Annotated in this window: 15 protein-coding genes; 9 read left to right on the top strand and 6 right to left on the bottom strand. The window is 72.7% G+C overall.

The features are described from left to right. The first annotated feature begins 57 nt into the window (after nucleotides 1–57). Entirely contained in the window at nucleotides 58–1,389 is a 1,332-nt protein-coding gene (locus tag AC067A_RS06535) for a peptidase (RefSeq protein WP_478615341.1), read from the top strand. Between the two features lie 57 nt (nucleotides 1,390–1,446). Here AC067A_RS06535 and AC067A_RS06530 read toward each other — a convergent pair whose 3' ends face one another. Beyond that, entirely contained in the window at nucleotides 1,447–3,444 is a 1,998-nt protein-coding gene (locus tag AC067A_RS06530) for a CocE/NonD family hydrolase (protein WP_478615338.1), read from the bottom strand. Nucleotides 3,445–3,656: 212 nt separating this feature from the next. Between AC067A_RS06530 and AC067A_RS06525 the strand changes: the two genes are divergently transcribed. Both AC067A_RS06525 and AC067A_RS06520 read left to right on the top strand, forming a co-directional pair. Beyond that, on the top strand, nucleotides 3,657–4,667 hold the full coding sequence (locus AC067A_RS06525) for a polyprenyl synthetase family protein (RefSeq protein ID WP_033202041.1): 1,011 nt from the start codon (nucleotides 3,657–3,659) through the stop codon (nucleotides 4,665–4,667). A 128-nt stretch (nucleotides 4,668–4,795) separates the two neighbouring features. Then, a complete protein-coding gene (locus tag AC067A_RS06520; RefSeq protein ID WP_478615333.1) occupies nucleotides 4,796–5,977 on the top strand; it encodes a LolA family protein in 1,182 nt (393 codons plus the stop codon). A 65-nt stretch (nucleotides 5,978–6,042) separates the two neighbouring features. Here the strand turns inward: AC067A_RS06520 and AC067A_RS06515 are convergent, their stop codons facing one another. Further along, on the bottom strand, nucleotides 6,043–7,350 hold the full coding sequence (locus tag AC067A_RS06515; RefSeq protein ID WP_478615330.1) for a M28 family metallopeptidase: 1,308 nt from the start codon (nucleotides 7,348–7,350) through the stop codon (nucleotides 6,043–6,045). Nucleotides 7,351–7,575: 225 nt separating this feature from the next. Here AC067A_RS06515 and AC067A_RS06510 point away from each other — a divergent pair, with 225 nt between their 5' ends. Next, the gene (locus tag AC067A_RS06510) at nucleotides 7,576–8,682 is read left to right on the top strand and encodes a hypothetical protein (protein ID WP_478615327.1); all 1,107 of its coding nucleotides are present in this window, start codon (nucleotides 7,576–7,578) and stop codon (nucleotides 8,680–8,682) included. 15 nt (nucleotides 8,683–8,697) lie between these two features. On the opposite strand, the gene AC067A_RS06505 is transcribed toward AC067A_RS06510, so the two are convergent. Next, a complete protein-coding gene (locus AC067A_RS06505; protein WP_478615651.1) occupies nucleotides 8,698–9,156 on the bottom strand; it encodes a VOC family protein in 459 nt (152 codons plus the stop codon). A gap of 198 nt (nucleotides 9,157–9,354) precedes the next feature. Here AC067A_RS06505 and AC067A_RS06500 point away from each other — a divergent pair, with 198 nt between their 5' ends. Beyond that, nucleotides 9,355–10,008, top strand: a complete 654-nt coding sequence (locus AC067A_RS06500) for an NADPH-dependent F420 reductase (protein ID WP_478615325.1) — start codon at nucleotides 9,355–9,357, stop codon at nucleotides 10,006–10,008. Here AC067A_RS06500 and AC067A_RS06495 read toward each other — a convergent pair. After that, the gene (locus tag AC067A_RS06495; protein ID WP_478615323.1) at nucleotides 9,951–10,598 is read right to left on the bottom strand and encodes a DUF4291 domain-containing protein; all 648 of its coding nucleotides are present in this window, start codon (nucleotides 10,596–10,598) and stop codon (nucleotides 9,951–9,953) included. The genes AC067A_RS06500 and AC067A_RS06495 overlap by 58 nt on opposite strands. 165 nt (nucleotides 10,599–10,763) lie before the next feature. Between AC067A_RS06495 and AC067A_RS06490 the strand changes: the two genes are divergently transcribed. Then, nucleotides 10,764–11,081 (top strand): DUF6401 family natural product biosynthesis protein, encoded by a 318-nt coding sequence (locus AC067A_RS06490; protein ID WP_478615320.1) that lies wholly within the window; start codon nucleotides 10,764–10,766, stop codon nucleotides 11,079–11,081. A gap of 90 nt (nucleotides 11,082–11,171) precedes the next feature. Here AC067A_RS06490 and rarD read toward each other — a convergent pair whose 3' ends face one another. Together rarD and AC067A_RS06480 are read right to left on the bottom strand one after the other, a co-directional pair. Continuing rightward, nucleotides 11,172–12,158, bottom strand: a complete 987-nt coding sequence (gene rarD, locus AC067A_RS06485) for an EamA family transporter RarD (protein ID WP_478615318.1) — start codon at nucleotides 12,156–12,158, stop codon at nucleotides 11,172–11,174. Between the two features lie 93 nt (nucleotides 12,159–12,251). Continuing rightward, on the bottom strand, nucleotides 12,252–13,118 hold the full coding sequence (locus AC067A_RS06480) for an NmrA family NAD(P)-binding protein (protein WP_478615315.1): 867 nt from the start codon (nucleotides 13,116–13,118) through the stop codon (nucleotides 12,252–12,254). A gap of 99 nt (nucleotides 13,119–13,217) precedes the next feature. Between AC067A_RS06480 and AC067A_RS06475 the strand changes: the two genes are divergently transcribed. The 3 genes from AC067A_RS06475 (at nucleotide 13,218) to AC067A_RS06465 (ending at nucleotide 16,790) form a co-directional block, all read left to right on the top strand. Continuing rightward, nucleotides 13,218–13,634, top strand: a complete 417-nt coding sequence (locus AC067A_RS06475) for a winged helix-turn-helix transcriptional regulator (protein WP_478615313.1) — start codon at nucleotides 13,218–13,220, stop codon at nucleotides 13,632–13,634. A gap of 85 nt (nucleotides 13,635–13,719) precedes the next feature. Further along, on the top strand, nucleotides 13,720–14,553 hold the full coding sequence (locus tag AC067A_RS06470) for a hypothetical protein (RefSeq protein WP_478615310.1): 834 nt from the start codon (nucleotides 13,720–13,722) through the stop codon (nucleotides 14,551–14,553). Further along, the gene (locus tag AC067A_RS06465; protein ID WP_478615307.1) at nucleotides 14,550–16,790 is read left to right on the top strand and encodes a bifunctional serine/threonine-protein kinase/ABC transporter substrate-binding protein; all 2,241 of its coding nucleotides are present in this window, start codon (nucleotides 14,550–14,552) and stop codon (nucleotides 16,788–16,790) included. The genes AC067A_RS06470 and AC067A_RS06465 overlap by 4 nt, the downstream gene beginning before the upstream one ends. Nucleotides 16,791–16,793: the final 3 nt, after the last annotated feature.

Raw genomic sequence — 16,793 nt, 5'->3', positions numbered from 1 at the left:
GCGCACGCCCGCCACCACACTTCGCACTCTTTCTCTGACCAGGAAAAGGTCCGCAACGTGAAGATCCGCCGTATTCTCGCGACCGCCGTGGCCGCCGCCGTGACCACCCCGGTGGTGTTCCTCTTTGCCGCCCCCGCGTTCGCCGACACCAAGCCGGCCGCGCCGCAGTCGCAGAAGCCCTCGTCCCACGAGGACGACATCGACGACGAGATGCCGTCCATCGACGAGCTGAAGGCCGCCGTCGCCGCGGCGCAGAAGGAGTACGACGAGGCCGTCGCGGACCTCGCCAAGGCCAAGGACGACGTGAAGGCCCTCGACAAGGCCGACCACCCGCTCGTGGTGAAGGTCGCCGAGGCCAAGGCGGCCGCCGCCGCGGCCGCGGCGGCCGGGACCGCCGCCGACACGAAGCTGGCCGAGGCCGTGCAGGCCGAGAAGGACGTGCAGGCGAGGCCCGACGCCACCGAGCAGGAGAAGGCGACCGCCGCCGCCGCCGTCACCGCCGCCAAGACCGCCGCCGGCGAGGCCGCCACGGCCAGGACCGCCGCCGACGCGAAGGTGACGGAGGCCGCGGCCGCCCTCACCGCCGCCAAGGACGCCGCCTCCCGCGTGGTCAAGCTCGCCGAGAAGGTGAAGAAGACCGCCAAGCAGGACCTCGACGACGCCAAGGAGGCCCTGGAGGTCGCCGAGGAGATCGAGGCGGAGTGCAAGGTGGACGACGCCGTCAAGCTCACGCTGACCGGCCCGAAGACCGTCACCGCCGGTGAGGCCGCCGTCTTCTCGCTGCGCCTCACCAACAGGTCCGACCACGCCCTGGACGTCGTCGACGCCTTCGCGAACGCCGTGCGCCTGCCCCAGCCCGGCGAGGACATCGACGACGAGACGGCCCTCGAAGGCCGCCTCATCCCGATCGAGTGGTCGTCCTCCGACGTCCTGGAGTGGACGCCGATCACCGAGAAGTTCGAGTCCATCGAGGTCGGCAAGCTCGCCAAGGGCGCCTCGTACGACGTGAAGCTGCGCCTCACGGTCGACGCCGAGGCGCCCGCCGGCCGGGGTGTCGCCTTCGCCTACGCCGAGTACGAGGACGCCGACGGCGCGTGCGGCATGAGCGCGGACTACCCGGACGTCGACTTCGCCATCGTCGCCGCCGACAAGGGCGCCAAGCCGACGCCGACCCCGTCGACCTCGACCCCGTCGCCGAGCGCCACCACCGGCGGCAACCACACCACCCAGCAGGGCGGTTACTCGAACACCCCGGTGAAGGGCTCCCTCGCCGCCACCGGCGCGAACGACGCCCTGCCGCAGCTCGGCCTCGCCGCCGGCGCCGCCGTCGTGCTCGGTGCCGGCGCGCTGGTCGTCGCCCGCCGCCGCAAGGCCGGCGCGGACGCGTAGGCAGCCGCGTGAGGAAGGGCCCGCACCCCGGGGAGGGGTGCGGGCCCTTCCGCGCGTTCAGCCCGCCGTGCGCGGGATCCGTTTCTCCCAGGTGCGGTGGAAGACGACCTCGCCGCCCTCCTTGCAGACCAGCTCGTTCACGGTGAAGAAGGCGTCCGCGTCGCAGGAGATCTCCGAGCGGGTGTCGACGGTGCAGTCCCAGGCGGGTTCGGGCCGGTGCAGCCGGATCGACCACTCCGAGCGGGTACGGGCGGACAGCGGGCCGCTCTCGTCGATCGTGTACGTCTCCACGGCGTCCTCGGTGTACTCCAGGCCGTCGGGGTACACGCGCGTGCCGCCGTACTTCGGGTCGACGTCGAGCCGCCACTCGCCCTTGGCGACGTCCCGGACCACCACCCGCTCGGGGCGCGGCTCCTCCAGGGTGCTCGGGAAGACGACGCCGAGCGGCTCGGACTGCTCCGGCTCCTCCCACTCGACGGCGTCCTCGGTGTGCGCGCGCACCGGCAGGGTGAGGCCGGAGCCCGCCGGGTCGAGGGTGAAGCCCGCCGCGTCCGGCTGCGGCCAGATCCACGGCCAGTACGTGGAGGAGACGGCGAGACGGACCCGGTGGCCGGGCGGGAAGGTGTGCCCGATGCCGTTCAGCTCGAAGACGAAGCTCTCCGTCTCGCCGATCTGGGCCTCCACGGCCCGGTCGCGGCCGTAGCGGGCGGAGAAGTTCAGCGCGCCGCGGGTGACGAGGGTGGAGGAGCCGTCCGGGGCGATGTCGCAGAGCCGGGCGATCACCTGCCCGGTGGGGGCGTCCGTGCGCAGGACCAGGCTGACGGACGGGCGGCCGAGGATCTCGATCGGGTCGCCGTCCTCGGGCACGGGGAAGTCGAAGCACGCCGAGTGGGCGTCCTCGTCGCGCTGGTCGGGCGGCAGGTCGGCGTCGTTGCCGAAGGGGAAGAAGCGGCCCGCGTCCAGCCCGGTCTGCTGGGGCGAGTCGACGACCACGGGCGCGCCCTGGAAGCCGTACGTGACGGGGGTGACGTGGGGGGAGGGCCAGGAGGGGTCGGCGACCCAGCGGCCGGGGAGCTCCTCGTAGACGGTGGCGGGCCGGTGCGACCCGCTGATCCAGGAGCGCAGCAGCGGCTCGGCCATCACGTCGTTCGCGACGCCCCTGAGGTGGTGGTCCCACCAGCGCAGGGTCTCCTGGAGGAAGCCGATGGCGGGGCCCGGCGGCAGGCCGCGGTCCGGGTACTGGTGGGACCAGGGGCCGATGATCCCGCGCACCCGGTCCTGGGGGAGGTGCCGGGCGAGCCGCAGGACGGTGTCCCGGTACGGGTCGTGCCAGCCGCCCACGGCGAGGACGGCGGCGCGGATCGCCCCGTAGTCCTCGCAGACGCTGCCGTGCCTCCAGTACGCGTCCCTGGTCTGGTGGCCGAGCCAGGTGTGGACGAGGGGCTCGACGGCCTCCAGGCGCTTCAGCCACATCGCGCGCCACTCCTCGCCGGCGTACCGGGGGTCCGGGGGGCGGGCGACGAAGGCGAGCATGGTGGCGGCCCAGGCGTGCATGTCGACGCCGAGGACCGAGCCGCCCATGTAGTGGACGTCGTTGTCGTAGCGGTCGTCGGTGGAGCAGACGGTGACGACGGCCTTGAGGGGCTCGGGGGCGAGGGCGGCGATCTGGAGCGCGTTGCAGCCGCCCCAGGCGATGCCGAACATGCCGACCTTCCCGGTGCACCAGGGCTGTTCGGCGAGCCAGTTCACCACCGCCACGCCGTCGGCGAGCTCGACGGCGTCGTACTCGTCGCCGGGCAGGCCCTCGCTGTTGCCGTGGCCGCGGACGTCGACGCGCACGGAGGCGTAGCCGTGTCCCGCGTACCAGGGGTGGCGCTGCCGGTCGCGGGGCGCGGTCCAGTCGGTGAGGCGGTGCGGCAGGTACTCCAGAAGGGCCGGTACGGGGTCGTCGGTGACCGGGCGCCACACGCGCGCGTACAGCCGGGTGCCGTCCGGGAGGGGGATGCGGACGTCCTCGTGGCGGGTCTCGTACGGGAAGTCGGTACGGATCTTCATCACGGCTCCCTGGTGGACGGGCGGTGTCGATCACTGTTCGGGATGTAACGCCTACTTCTGGCTATATCGGCTGATCACGAACATACCGGGGGTGACGGGAAGGCGCCCACGGTGATCGAAAGGTGACCGGATACGCTGGCTTGAGTGCATCCGGCGACACATCGACAATCCATGTGATCGTCAGCAGGCGTCAGCAGACAGGAGACCCCCTCGTGACCGTCGTCGGGCCGTTCGGTCTTAGCGTGCGGGACCAGGCTCTTGAGGCCGATGTCCAGACCGGTTTGGCGGCTGTGGAGGCGGGCCTCCTGGACGCCACCAAGAGCGATGTCCCCTTCATCACCGAGGCCGCGCAGCACCTCGTGCTCGCCGGCGGCAAGCGGTTCCGCCCGCTGCTCGTGATGCTCGCCGCCCAGTTCGGCGACCCCTACGCGCCGGGCGTCGTGCCGTCCGCCGTGGTCGTCGAGCTCACCCACCTGGCCACGCTCTACCACGACGACGTCATGGACGAGGCCGACGTCCGGCGCGGCGTCGACAGCGCCAACACCCGCTGGGGCAACTCGATCGCCGTCCTCACGGGTGACTTCCTCTTCGCCCGCGCCTCGCACACGCTCGCGGATCTCGGCCCCGAGGCCGTACGGATCCAGTCCGAGGCGTTCGAACGCCTCGTGACCGGCCAGATCCTCGAGACGGCCGGTCCGACGGACGGCCGCGACCCCGTCGACCACTACCTCGACGTCCTCGGCGGCAAGACCGGCTCCCTCGTCGCCGTCTCCTGCCGCTTCGGCGCCATGATGTCCGGCGCCGACGACAGCGTCGTCGACACCCTCACCCAGTACGGCGAGCGGCTCGGCGTCGCCTTCCAGCTCGCCGACGACGTCCTCGACATCGCCTCCGACTCCCACGAGTCCGGCAAGACCCCCGGCACCGACCTCCGCGAGGGCATCCCGACCCTGCCCGTCCTGCACCTGCGGGCCGCGGCCGCCGCCCACGGACGCCCCGAGGACGTCGAGCTCGTCGCGCTCGTCGACGGCGACCTCACCGACGACGACCGGCACGCCGAGGTCCTCCGCCGGCTGCGCGCCCACCCCGCCCTGGAGCAGGCCCGCCGCGACACCGTCCGGTACGCCGAGGAGGCCCGCGCCATGCTCGCGCCCCTCCCCGACGGCTACGCCAAGGCGGCCCTGGCCGAGATGTGCGACGCCGTGGTCCACCGCGCGGGGTAGCGCGTCTCAGGGTCGGGTCATCCCGAAGCAGTACGCCAGGTTGATCCCGGGGGCTGACGATTCCGCGCTCCCGGTTTGGTCTGATGGGGACATCGACCACACCAGGGCGCACGGAGGTAGCGGAGACCATGGCAGCGAACGAAGCCCGTAGCGAGACCCGTCGCAAGGCGAGCCGGTACGTCGTCCCGGTCGCGGTGGCGGGGGTGGCCGCGGCGACCATCGGCCTCGTCCCGGCGCTCGCGGCGTCCGGCGACCCGGACCTGCCGGAGATCACGGCCCAGCAGCTCATCGAGAAGATCGCCGCCTCGGACACCCAGACCCTGTCCGGCACGGTCAGGATCTCCACCGACCTCGGCCTGCCGTCCCTCGGCGGCCTGGCCGGCCTCGGCGGCGGCTCGGGCTCCGGCTCGGCCGACCCCACGGAGAAGCTCACCGAGCTCGTCTCCGGCACCCACACGCTGCGCGTCGCGGCGGACGGCCCCGAGCGCCAGCGGCTCACCCTGCTCGACGGCTCCGACGAGTACAGCCTGATCCACAACGGCGACGACGTCTGGGGCTACGACAGCAAGTCGAACGAGGTCTTCCACGAGAAGGACGCGTCCGGCGCCCCCGAGGCGGACGCGCAGCTCCCCGGCACGCCCAAGGAGCTCGCGGACGAGGTCCTGAAGGCCGCCGGCGACACCACCTCCATCACCGTCGGCGGGACGGCGAAGGTGGCCGGCCGGGACGCGTACCAGCTGGTGATCAAGCCGAAGCAGGCCGGTTCCACGGTCGAGTCGGTGAAGATCGCGGTGGACGCGGCGAACGGCACCCCGCTGAAGTTCACCCTCTCCTCGGTCCAGGGCGGCAAGCCGGTCGTCGACGCGGGCTTCACGAAGGTCGACTTCGCCAAGCCGGCCGCCTCGGAGTTCACCTTCAAGGCGCCGGAGGGCGCGAAGGTGACCGAGGGCGCGGCGGAGAAGGGCGCGGGCGCCGCCGCTCCGGGCGAACTGCCGGAGGGCTTCGAGGGCTTCGAAGGTGTCCTCCCCGGCCTCGGCGGTGGCGAGGGCAACGGGGTGAACGTCATCGGCGAGGGCTGGACGACGATCGCGAAGCTCGACACGGGCGCGCCGGCGCCCAGGACCGACGGAGCGCCGAAGGAGGTCCAGGGCTTCCTGGACTCCCTCGGCGACAAGGTCACCGGAAAGTTCGGCTCCGGCACCGTCTTCAAGACGAAGCTGGTGAACGCGCTCCTCACCGACGACGGCAAGGTCTACGTCGGCGCGGTCACCCAGGACGCGCTGGTGGCCGCGGCCGACGCCGGCAAGTAGCGGCCGGGTTGGGACCCCGGGCGGGTCGGGGGCGATGGTCACCGACCCACCCGGGAGCTTTCGCGTTACGGGAACGTCAGCTTGAAGTTGTTGATGTAGCCCGTGTCGATCGAGGCCTTGTCCTGGACGCGGAGCTTCCAGGCGCCGTTGGCGACCTCGGAGGAGGCGTTCACGGTGAACGTCTGCTGGATGTTGTCGGCGCTGCCGCCGGAGCGGTTGGAGAGGCTGTAGACCGAGCCGTCGGGGGCGATGAGGTCGACGACGAGGTCACCGCGGTAGGTGTGGACGATGTCCACGCCGACGGCGAGGTTGCTCGGGGCGTTGCCGGTGCGGCCGGTGACGTTGACCGTCGAGGTGACCGCGACGCCGTTGTCCGGGATGGAGACGTCGGCGGAGTTCTCGAAGACCGTGCCGGTCGGCGGCGTCGTGGTCGTCCCGGACAGCGTCCAGATCGCGTGCGCGACGGCGTCGCTGTTGCGGTCGAGGGCGGTGTCGTTGATGTTCGCCGTCGTGTCGCACGACGAGTGGTAGCAGCGGTCGAAGGCCTGACCGGAGGTGCCGCCCCACTTCTGGGCCTGCGCGGACGTCTTGATGTAGTCGGCGCCGGTGAACAGGCCGCCGACGGGGATGCCCACGTTCTTGAACGGGGCGTGGTCGGAGCGGCCGTCGCCCTCGGTCTCGATCTCCGTGGGGATGCCGAGCCCGGCGAAGTAGTCCTTGAAGGTCTGCTCGATCGTCGGGTCGTCGTCGTAGACGAAGTAGCCCGGGTTGGGCGAGCCGATCATGTCGAAGTTCAGGTATCCCTTGATCTTCGAACGCTCGGTGCTCGGCAGGTTGTTGACGTAGTACTTCGAGCCGATGAGGCCGAGCTCCTCCGCGCCCCACCAGCCGAACCGCAGGTGCTTGGTGGGCTGGTAGCCGGCGCGGGACACGGCGAGGGCCGTCTCCAGGACGGCGGCGGAGCCGGATCCGTTGTCGTTGATCCCGGGCCCCGAGGAGACCGAGTCGAGGTGCGAACCGGCCATCAGGACCTGGTTCGGGTCACCGCCCGGCCAGTCGGCTATCAGGTTGTAGCCGGTGGCGCCGCTGGAGGTGAAGGTCTGCAGGGTGGTGGTGTAGCCGGCGGCGTCCAGCTTGGCCTTCACGAAGTCGATCGACGCCTTGTAGCCGGTACGGCCGTGGGCGCGGTTGCCGCCGTTGGCGGTGGCGATCGACTGGAGGTCCGCCAAGTGCTGCTTGACGTTGGCCAGCGGGATGTCGGGCGCGGCGGCGGCCGCCTGCGACCCGGCGGAGGCGGTCCCGGTGAGACCGCCGAGTGCGAGCGCCGCGAGGGCGGCGAGCGCGGTGACACGTCTGGGCACGGAGATGTTCATCTGTGGGGGCTCCGGATTCCGAACGGGGATGGGACGGAACGTGCGAGACGCCTCGGGCTTGGGTGCCTCGAGGCGCTGGAGCTGTGCGAGTGCGTGTGCGGTGTTCAGTTGTTCTGATGTGCGTGCTGAATGTTCAGCGACAGTTTGACTCCGCGTCAAGAGCGGAAACCGGTCAGCCCCGTTCGCTCACCGAACAGGTCATGGTCATGACCTACTCTGCTGTCCGTGGACGGAATAGACCTCGGAAACGGAATCGTCGGCGCCATCCTGGGAGTCGTCTTCGCGACCCTCTTCCAGCAGTGGACGCAGGACCTGTGGTTCAGGGCCCGCCGCCGCTCCGCCGGCGTCGTCCGCAGCCTCACCTACCGGCAGGAACAGGGCCGCGCCTGGGCCACCTTCTCCCTCGGCCCGCTGCACACCCCCGCCCTCATCGTCGAGGGCGACGGCGACCGGGCCATCGCCGCCGAGTCCGTCCACGTCCAGGTCCTCGACGGCGAGGTCGAGCTGCCGGAGGAGATGGCGGGCTGGCGCGCCGAGATCGAGGCCGAGGAGAACCGGGCCGCCGAGGCCGGCGAGCGCCGGCCCGTCTGGAACGGACCCAGGTACGCCGTCGAGTCCCTGGAGGTCAGCCGTACCGCCCTCGACGAGCAGTCCGAGGTCCACCTGCGGCTGAAGCCCACCGACTACTACACCTTCCTCGCCGCCCAGCAGCTCGACCGGCGCCTCCCGGACGGCACCACCCCGCGCGGCCGCTACCTCGACCCGGACGCGCCGCTGACCGCGCCCGGGTTCCTCCAGTGCAGCTTCGCCACCAACGTCGCCGTCGTCACCGCCGACCACCTGCTGGTCGTGAGCCGTCGCAGCGAGCGCGTCCGCATGGCCCCGGGGCTCTGGAACTCCTCCGTCAACGAGGGGCTCTCGCGGCACATCGACTCCGCCGGGCGCAACGCCCCCGACCTGCACGCCGTCGCCCGCCGGGGCATGCGCGAGGAGCTGTCGATCGAGCCGCACGAGTACTCGCTCGCGCTGCTCGCGTTCGTCCTCGACGTCGGCAAGCGCCACTGGAGCGCCCACTTCTACGCGCGCCTGAACGACCTGACGGGCGACCAGCTCCAGGCGCGCATGAGCAGGGGCGTCGCCGACCGGTGGGAGCACGACACGATCGAGTACGTCCCCTTCCGCACCACCGACGTCACGCGCTACCTGCTGTCCCCGGAACGCCGCCACCGCTGGGCCCCGCTGGCCCCGTCCCTCTTCCACCTGGCCCTGGTCCACGTGCACGGCCGGGCGTCGGTCGAACGGGCGGAGGCGCAGGTCGTGCGGCGGGCCTAGGGGGTGCGGGGCGGGTCAGTGGACGCAGAACTCGTTGCCCTCGGGGTCGGCCATGACGATCCAGGAGCCGGAGGGTTCGTCGACGCGGCGGAGGACCTTCGCGCCGAGGGTCCCGAGGCGGTCGACCTCCGCGTCGCGGGTGCCGGGCGCCGGGTGGAGGTCGAGGTGGAGACGGTTCTTGGTGGTCTTCGGCTCCGGGACCCGCTGGATGAGCAGGCGTCGTCCCAGGCCGCCGCCCGTCACCGGGTCGTGCGGGTCGTCCGGATGGCGGACGGCGGCGAGGTCGCGCCAGCCGAGCCGGCTGTGGTCCGTGTCCTCGTGGAGGGTGAGCGTCGCCTCGGTGGGGGCGGCCCCGAGGTCCAGGAGGCGCCGGATGTGGGCGTCGTGGTCCTCCTCCAGATAGCCGAGGGCGGCCGCCCAGAAGGAGGCCTGTGCGTGCGGGTCGGCGGCGTCGAGTACGAGCTTCCAGTGCATCGCTGTCATAGGCCTCGTTATAACGGACGCCGGGGTCGGGGTCGGGGCAACCCGGGCCCGCACGAGGCGAACCGACGCCCGGGCAGACGGGGGACGGCGGGGCCGACGGGGATGGAACGGGGCGGCGTCCGTGTTCGCCAGGACGTAGGGTCGGCTCCCGGAGCCGCCGGTGCACATGCCCCCAAGGAGCGCACGTACATGCAGATCGCCGTACTGGGAACGGGCGAGGTCGGTCGTCGCCTCGCCACCAAGCTCGTCTCGCTCGGCCACGAGGTCACGATGGGCTCCCGCACCGCGGACAACGCCGAGGCGGTGAAGTGGGCGGAGGAGCACGGCGGCGGGCACGGCACGTTCGCCGACGCCGCCGCGTCGGCCGAGCTGGTGGTGAACGCGACCGGCGGGCTCGTCTCGCTCGCCGTCCTCCAGGCCGCGGGCGCCGACAACCTGCGGGGCAAGGTCCTCGTCGACGTCTCCAACGGGCTCGACTTCTCCGAGGGCTTCCCGCCCAAGGTGGTCTCGCCCGACGGCCACAGCATCGCCGAGCAGCTCCAGAAGGCGTTCCCGGAGACGCGCGTCGTCAAGACGCTCAACACCATGACCAACACGGTGATGGTCGAGCCCGGCCGGGTCCCCGGTGCCCACAACGTCTTCGTCGGCGGCGACGACGAGGCGGCGAAGACCGTCGTCACCGGCCTGCTGGGCTCCTTCGGCTGGCCGGCCGAGCGGATCATCGACCTCGGCGACCTGTCGAGCGCCCGCGCCACCGAACAGCTGATGCCGCTCTGGCTGCGGCTCTACGGCGTGCTCGGCACCGGCGACTTCAACTTCGCGGTCTCCGTCGCCGGCTCCTGAACGACCAGGTGGTCCAGGAGGCCGTCGGGCACCGGGTACGGCTCCTCGCGGGGGAGCAGCCGGGCCGCGGCCTCCGTGTCGCCGGCCCGCACGAGGCCGTGGACCTCGTGCGCCAGCGCGGTCACGTCGGTGACCGCGACCGTCCACTCGTCCGCGTACGCGCGGGAGGCCTCGCCCGAGAGCCCGAGCTGGAGCGACCGGTACGGCAGCGGCCGCAGGCGCAGGTCGCGCTCCGGGTCCCACTGGACGCGCGCGGGCGCCTCGCCCAGCCGCCGCTTCCAGGTGGCCTGGTCGGCGTGGAAGCCGCGGACGTAGTGCGACAGGCAGGCGTTCCGCAGCGCCCAGGCGAAGCCGTCGCGGGTGATCTCCACGGCGAGGACCGTCTCCTGGCCCTCCTTCGTCCCCCAGCCGGAGCGGTACATCATCCACAGGAACGAGGGCTTGATCCACGTCATCCGGTCCCGCTTCCAGGCGGCCGGAAAGCGCCCGTCCCGGGCCGCCGGCAGGCCGATCGCGGGCGGGTAGGCCTGGTAGACGGTGACGGTGTCCGGGGTGTGGAGCGCCCGGATCCGGTACTTCGGTTCTTCCATGGACCCCAGGGTGCGGGGCGGGCGACGGCCGGGGCCACCGGATTTCCGGGCCCGACACCGGCCGCGCCCGGCCCGCGTCCGGCTCTCGTACCGGCCTCGGAGGTGCCCGGCGGCTGCGACCAACGTCACGGTGGGGGCGCCTCCGTACGCCCCTAATGTGGAGGGATGAAGGATTCGCCCGGCTGCCCGCTGGTCGGCGTCGTCGCCGCGTACATGCCCCGGCTCTCGGAGACGGCCTCCGACCCGGGGCTCGCGGCCGCCGTCGACCAGCACGCCGCGGCCGTGCGCGAGGCCCTGATCCCGGCCCAGCGGGGCCGCCGGAACCGCGCCCTGCGGCGCGAGGAGCTGGGCGACTACGTCCTGGGGTTCACCGACTGGCTCGCCGAGGCGAGGTGGACCGAGCCCGCCGGCCACGACTTCGCGACCCTGCGCCTCCTGGCCGTCTGCTGGCTGATCCGCGAGCACGACCTGCTGGCCGCCTGAGCCCGCCTGCCGCGGGGTCCGCCCGGGACCGGCCGCGGTCCGTCCGGGACCGGCCGCCTGGCTGGCGGTGCGTCCCCCGGACCGCGGGGGTCAGCTCCCGGCCCGGGCCGGCGGGGCGGGGGCGGCCGGTGCGCCGGCGGTCTCGGCCGCCTCGGCCGCCGCGGTGGCCTTCGCCGCCTCGACCTCGGCCCGGCTGCGCCGGGCCGTGCGCAGGGCGTCCCAGGTGAGGAGGGTCAGGGCCAGCCAGACCAGGGAGAAGCCCGCCCAGCGCTCCACCGGCATCGCCTCGTGGAAGTAGGCGACCCCGAGGAGGAACTGGAAGGTCGGCGCCAGGTACTGGAGGAGGCCGAGCGTCGACAGCGGTACGCGGATGGCCGCCGCCCCGAAGCAGATCAGCGGCAGCGCCGTGACGACGCCGGTGGCGACGAGCAGCGCCGTGTGACCGCCGCCGTGGGCGCCGAAGGCGAGGGTGCCCTGGGTGCCGAGCCAGATCAGGTAGCCGAGCGCGGGCAGGAACTGCACGGCGGTCTCGGCGGCGAGCGACTCCAGACCGCCGATGTTGACCTTCTTCTTCACCAGGCCGTAGACCGCGAAGGAGAAGGCGAGGGTGAGCGAGATCCACGGCGGACGCCCGTACCCGATCGCGAGGACGAGCACGGCCGAGAAGCCGACGCCGACGGCCGCCCACTGCGCCGGGCGCAGCCGTTCCTTCAGGACGAGGACGCCGAGGGCGATGGTGACGAGCGGGTTGATGAAGTAGCCGAGGGAGGCCTCGACGACGTGGCCCGTGTTGACGGACCAGATGTAGAGGCCCCAGTTCACCGTGATGACGGTGGCGGCCAGGGTGATCATGCCGAGCTTGCGCGGGCTGCCCGCGAGCTCCCGGATCCAGCCCCAGCGGCGGAGCGCGAGCAGCGCGAGGCCGACGAAGACCAGCGACCACACCATCCGGTGGGCGAGGATCTCGATCGCCCCGGCGGGCTTCAGGAGCGGCCAGAAGAGCGGGACCAGGCCCCACATCCCGTAGGCGCCGATCCCGTAGAGCAAGCCCGCTCGTCCTTCGTCATCCGTCTTCACCGGACCTCCTGCCCCGCGCCGTGCTGTCCTGTCGAAGGTAGCGCCGCGCGGGGCGGGTTGTCATGCCCGTACCGCGATACGGTCATGACCGCGTTACGCGGAGGCCAGCGCCTCCTTGATCGTCACGGCGATCGGGGTCGTCGGCCGGCCGATCAGCCGGGCCAGGTCGCCGGTACGGCGGGCGAGCGCCCCGCGCTCGACGGCCCGGTCGACGTCCACCAGGATCTCGGCGAAGACCCGCGGCACACCGGCGCCGGTGAGGATCTCCAGGTGGGCCTCGGCGGGGACGTCGCGGTACGCGATCTCCCGGCCGGACTGCGCCGCGACCTCGGCCGCGTACTCGGCCAGCGACCAGGCGGTGTCGCCGCTCAGCTCGTACGCCCTGCCCAGGTGCTCATCGGCCGGACCGGTCAGCACGGCGGCCGCGGCGGCGGCGTAGTCGGCGCGGGCCGCGGAGGCGATCCGGCCCTCGCCGGCGCTGGCGACGACGGCGCCGTGGGCCAGCACCGGGGCGAGGTCGGCGGTGTAGTTCTCCGTGTACCAGCCGTTGCGGAGGAAGGTGTGCGGCAGGCCGGAGGCCAGGATCAGCCGTTCGGTCTCCTTGTGCTCGGCCGCCAGGTCGAAGTCGGCCTCGTCCCCGCCGAGGACGCCGGTGTACGCGAGCTGGGCCACGCCCGCCGCCCGCGCCGCGTCGATCACCGCGGCGTGCTGTGCCACCCGCTGCCCGACCTCGCTGCCCGAGATCAGCAGCACCCGGTCGCCGGCCCGGAAGGCCTCCGGGAGCGTCTCCGGACGGCTGTAGTCCGCGATCCGCAGCTCCACGCCCCGCTCGGCGAGGTCGGCCGCCTTCTCCCGGTTCCTGACGACGGCGGCGACGGACGCGGCGGGTACGGCGGTGAGGAGGGCGTCGATGGCGAGACGGCCGAGCCGGCCGGTGGCTCCGGTGACGACGATGCTCATGGCGGGGTTTCCTTTTCCCGTGGGGTGCGAAGGCGATGCACTCACCGTAGGACGGGCGCTAACCTTTCGTAAGTACCCACTTTCAAGTAAGGTACTGGTATGGAAGTAAGTGGAGTGGACGAACCGAAGAGCCTCCTCGCCGACGTCGACGGCGCCACGTGCCCCGCCCGCCTCGTCCTGGAGCACGTCACCAGCCGCTGGGGCGTCCTGATCCTCATCGCGCTCGGGGAGCGCTCCTACCGCTTCAGCGAGCTCCGCCGGCGCGTCGGACGCGTCAGCGAGAAGATGCTCACCCAGACGCTCCAGACCCTGGAACGCGACGGCTTCGTCCACCGCGAGGCCCGGCCCGTCATCCCGCCGCGCGTCGACTACCGCCTCACCGCCCTCGGCGAGGAGGCCGCCCGCCAGGTCCGGGAACTCGCCCAGTGGACCGACCGTCGCGTCCCCGAGGTCGAGCGGGCCCGTGCCCGCTACGACGAGGCACGTCGCGAGCGTGCCACGGATCGGTCCCAATGATGTTGTAAACGGGGCGAGTTGTCAGTGCGTCGCCGTACGATCGGCTCACCGTTCGGGGGAAACCGTGAGGGACCGTGGGGGAACTGTGGCGTACGGGGACCGAAGACTGCTGCGCGCCTGCTGCACCGTACTGGTGGGCGGGCTGATCGCGACCGGCTGCGCCGGCGCCGGCGACGACGGGCGAAAACCCGATGACAAGGGGAGCACGAGCGCGACACCGGCGCCCACCGGGGCGCCGACCACCGCCCCGACCGCGCTCGACTTCACCCCGGACCCCAAGCGCGCCCCGAAGACCGAGGCCGAGGCCCGGCGCCTCGCCCTCGCCGTCGTCGCCGGACCCGACGCCTGGGCCCCGGGTTACGTCAAGCGCACCCCGTACCTCAGCGACCCGGACTACTGGCCCGTCCTCGGCGCCAACTGCTCCTGGGAGACCGGCACCAAGCCCGCCGGCGTCCTCGCCAGCGTCACCGCCTACAGCGAACTCCCCGCCACCGGCGGCAAGGGTGTCCTGCGGGTCGCCGCCACCGTCACCGTGCACCGCACCGAGGCCGACGCCGACTGGGAGATGGCCTCGACCCTCGAAGAGGCGCTGAACTGCCCCGACCAGAAACTCCGCGAGGGCGAGAGCATCACCGGCCTCATGTCGCTCGGCAACCCCTTCGGCGTCGGCGGCAACGCCACCGCCCACGACTCGATCCGCGAGGGCGGCTCCTACCTCAACGACGCCGTGAAGGGGAAGCAGTTCTACACCTGGTACCAGTCCCGGCTGGGCCAGGTCACCGTCGCCACCGTCGTCAAGGGCGCGCCCGGCTACCAGGAGATGAGCGACGCCACGTCCACCGGCACCTCCCAGGCGCAGATCCAGGCCCTCGTCACCATGCTCGACCGCGCCGAGCGCGAGCTGGAGGTCCAGTCGTGAGCACCACTCCGCAGCCCCGTCCCGAGCCCGGCGCCCTCCAGCCGCTGCTGCCCTCCGACCCGTCGGCGATCGCGGGCTACCGACTGCTCGGCCGCCTCGGCGCCGGCGGCATGGGTGTCGTCTACCTCGGCCGCACCGCCGCCGGCGAACTCGCCGCCGTCAAGGTCACCCACGCCGACCAGGCCGACCAGCCCGACTTCCGGGCCCGCTTCCGCCGCGAGGTCGAGGCCGCCCGCCGGGTCTCCAGCCCCTGGGCCGTCCCCGTCACCGGCGCCGACCCGGACGCCCCGGAACCGTGGATGGCCACCGCCTTCGTCGCCGGCCCGTCCCTCGGCGAGGCCGTCACCGCCCACGGCCCGCTGCCCGAGCGCAGCGTCCGCCTCCTCGGCTGGTCCGTCGCCCGCGCCCTCGCCGCCGTGCACGCGGCCGGACTCGTCCACCGCGACGTCAAGCCCGGCAACGTCCTGCTCGCCGTCGACGGACCGCGCCTCATCGACTTCGGCATCGCCCGCGCCACCGGCGAGACCGCGCTCACCGCCACCGACATGGTCGTCGGCACCCCCGGCTTCCTCGCCCCCGAGCAGGCCGAGGCCCGCACGGACGCCATCGGCCCGCCCGCCGACGTCTTCGCCCTCGGCTGCCTCCTCGCCTACGCGGCGACCGGGCGCCCCCCCTTCGGCACCGGCGCCGTCGACGCCCTCATGTACCGGACCGTCCACGACGAGCCCGACCTCACCGGCGTACCCGACGGACTGCTCGACCTCGTCCGCGCCTGCCTCGCCAAGGACCCCGCCGGACGTCCCACGGCGGCCGAGATCGGCGTCAGGCTCGTCGAGGACAAGCCCGGCGACGGTGCCGAATGGCTGCCCGCACCCGTCGTCCGGACCATCGCCGAACGCTCCGCCCGCATGCTCGCCCTCCCCGAGATCGACGCGACCGAGGCCGGCGGCACCACCGCCCCGGCCGCGCCCGGGAAGAGCCGGCGCGGCTTCCTGCTGCTCGCCTCCGGCGCCGCCGTACTGGCCGCGGGCGGCGGCGCGGCGGCCCTCTGGGCGGGACTCGACGGGGACGAGGACGACGCCAAGGGCGGCGGCGGGAAGGCCGCCCCGACCCGCACCGCCTGGACGATCGGCGTCCTCGCCGACCTGTCCGGGCCCGCCAAGGAGATCGGTCGGGCCCAGGAGCACGGCGCGCGCCTGGCCGTCGAGCAGTTCAACGCCCGCAAGGACAAGCCCTTCACGCTCGGCCTCAAGGTCGTCGACGACCGCGGCGACGCCTCCAGGGCCCTGGAGAGCGCCAAGGCCCTCACCACCGACCCCGGCGTCCTCGCCGTCCTCGGACCCACCACGGACGCCGTCGGCCAGGCCGTCCTGCCCGCCTTCGAGGAGGCCGGCATTCCGCTGATCACGGTCTCGGCCGGATACAACCTGCTCACCTTGCGCGCGGACGCCACACCGAACGAGACGTTCCTGCGCGCCATCCCCAGCCACGTCAGCGCGGGCACCCACCTCTCCTTCGCCGCCACCCTGCTGCCCGCGATCCGCCGCCCCGGGGTCCTGGAGGACCGGACCGACGACCACTACAGCTGGCAGGTCACCGGCGGCGTCCGCTTCGGCTTCGGGCAGGCCGGCATCGCCCCGCACTTCCGGGTCGTCCCCGCCCGCGCCGACGCCGCCGCGTACCGCCGCGTGCTCGGCGAGATGATCGACGCCGGCATGGACGCGTACGTCCACTGCGGCGTCACCGAGACCGCCGTCCTCGCCGCCCGCACCCTCAACCAACTCGGCTTCACCGGACCGAGGTTCACCGGTCAGGCCGTTTTCGGCCAGGAGTTCCTCAAGCAGGGCGGGGCCGACGCCGAGGGCTGGTTCGTCTGCGCGCCCGTCGCCGACCCCGCCACCCAGAAGACGGCCGCCGCGTTCACCGCGGCCCACCGCAAGCGGTACGGAACGGCCCCCGCGTACTACGCGGGCGAGTCGTACGACGTGGTCATGATGACGATCGGGCAGCTGACGGCCCAGGCGAAGGCGGGCGGCAAACCCGCCCGCAAGGGGCTCTGGGCCGCGCTGCGCAAGCAGAAGTACACCGGTGTGATGGGCGGTTACCACTTCAACGAGCAGGGCGACCTGGGCATGGGCGGCACCTTCGTCTTCGCGGTGCAGAACGGCGCGTACAAGCCCATCGGCTCCGCGCCCCTGCTGCCGAACAAGCCCGCGAAGAACGACAAGAAGGCCTGAGCC

It is taken from the genome of Streptomyces sp. NPDC043176 (genome assembly GCF_056436715.1).
The sequence above is the reverse complement of the archived record's forward strand: the minus strand, read 5'-3'. Positions and strand labels throughout refer to the sequence as shown.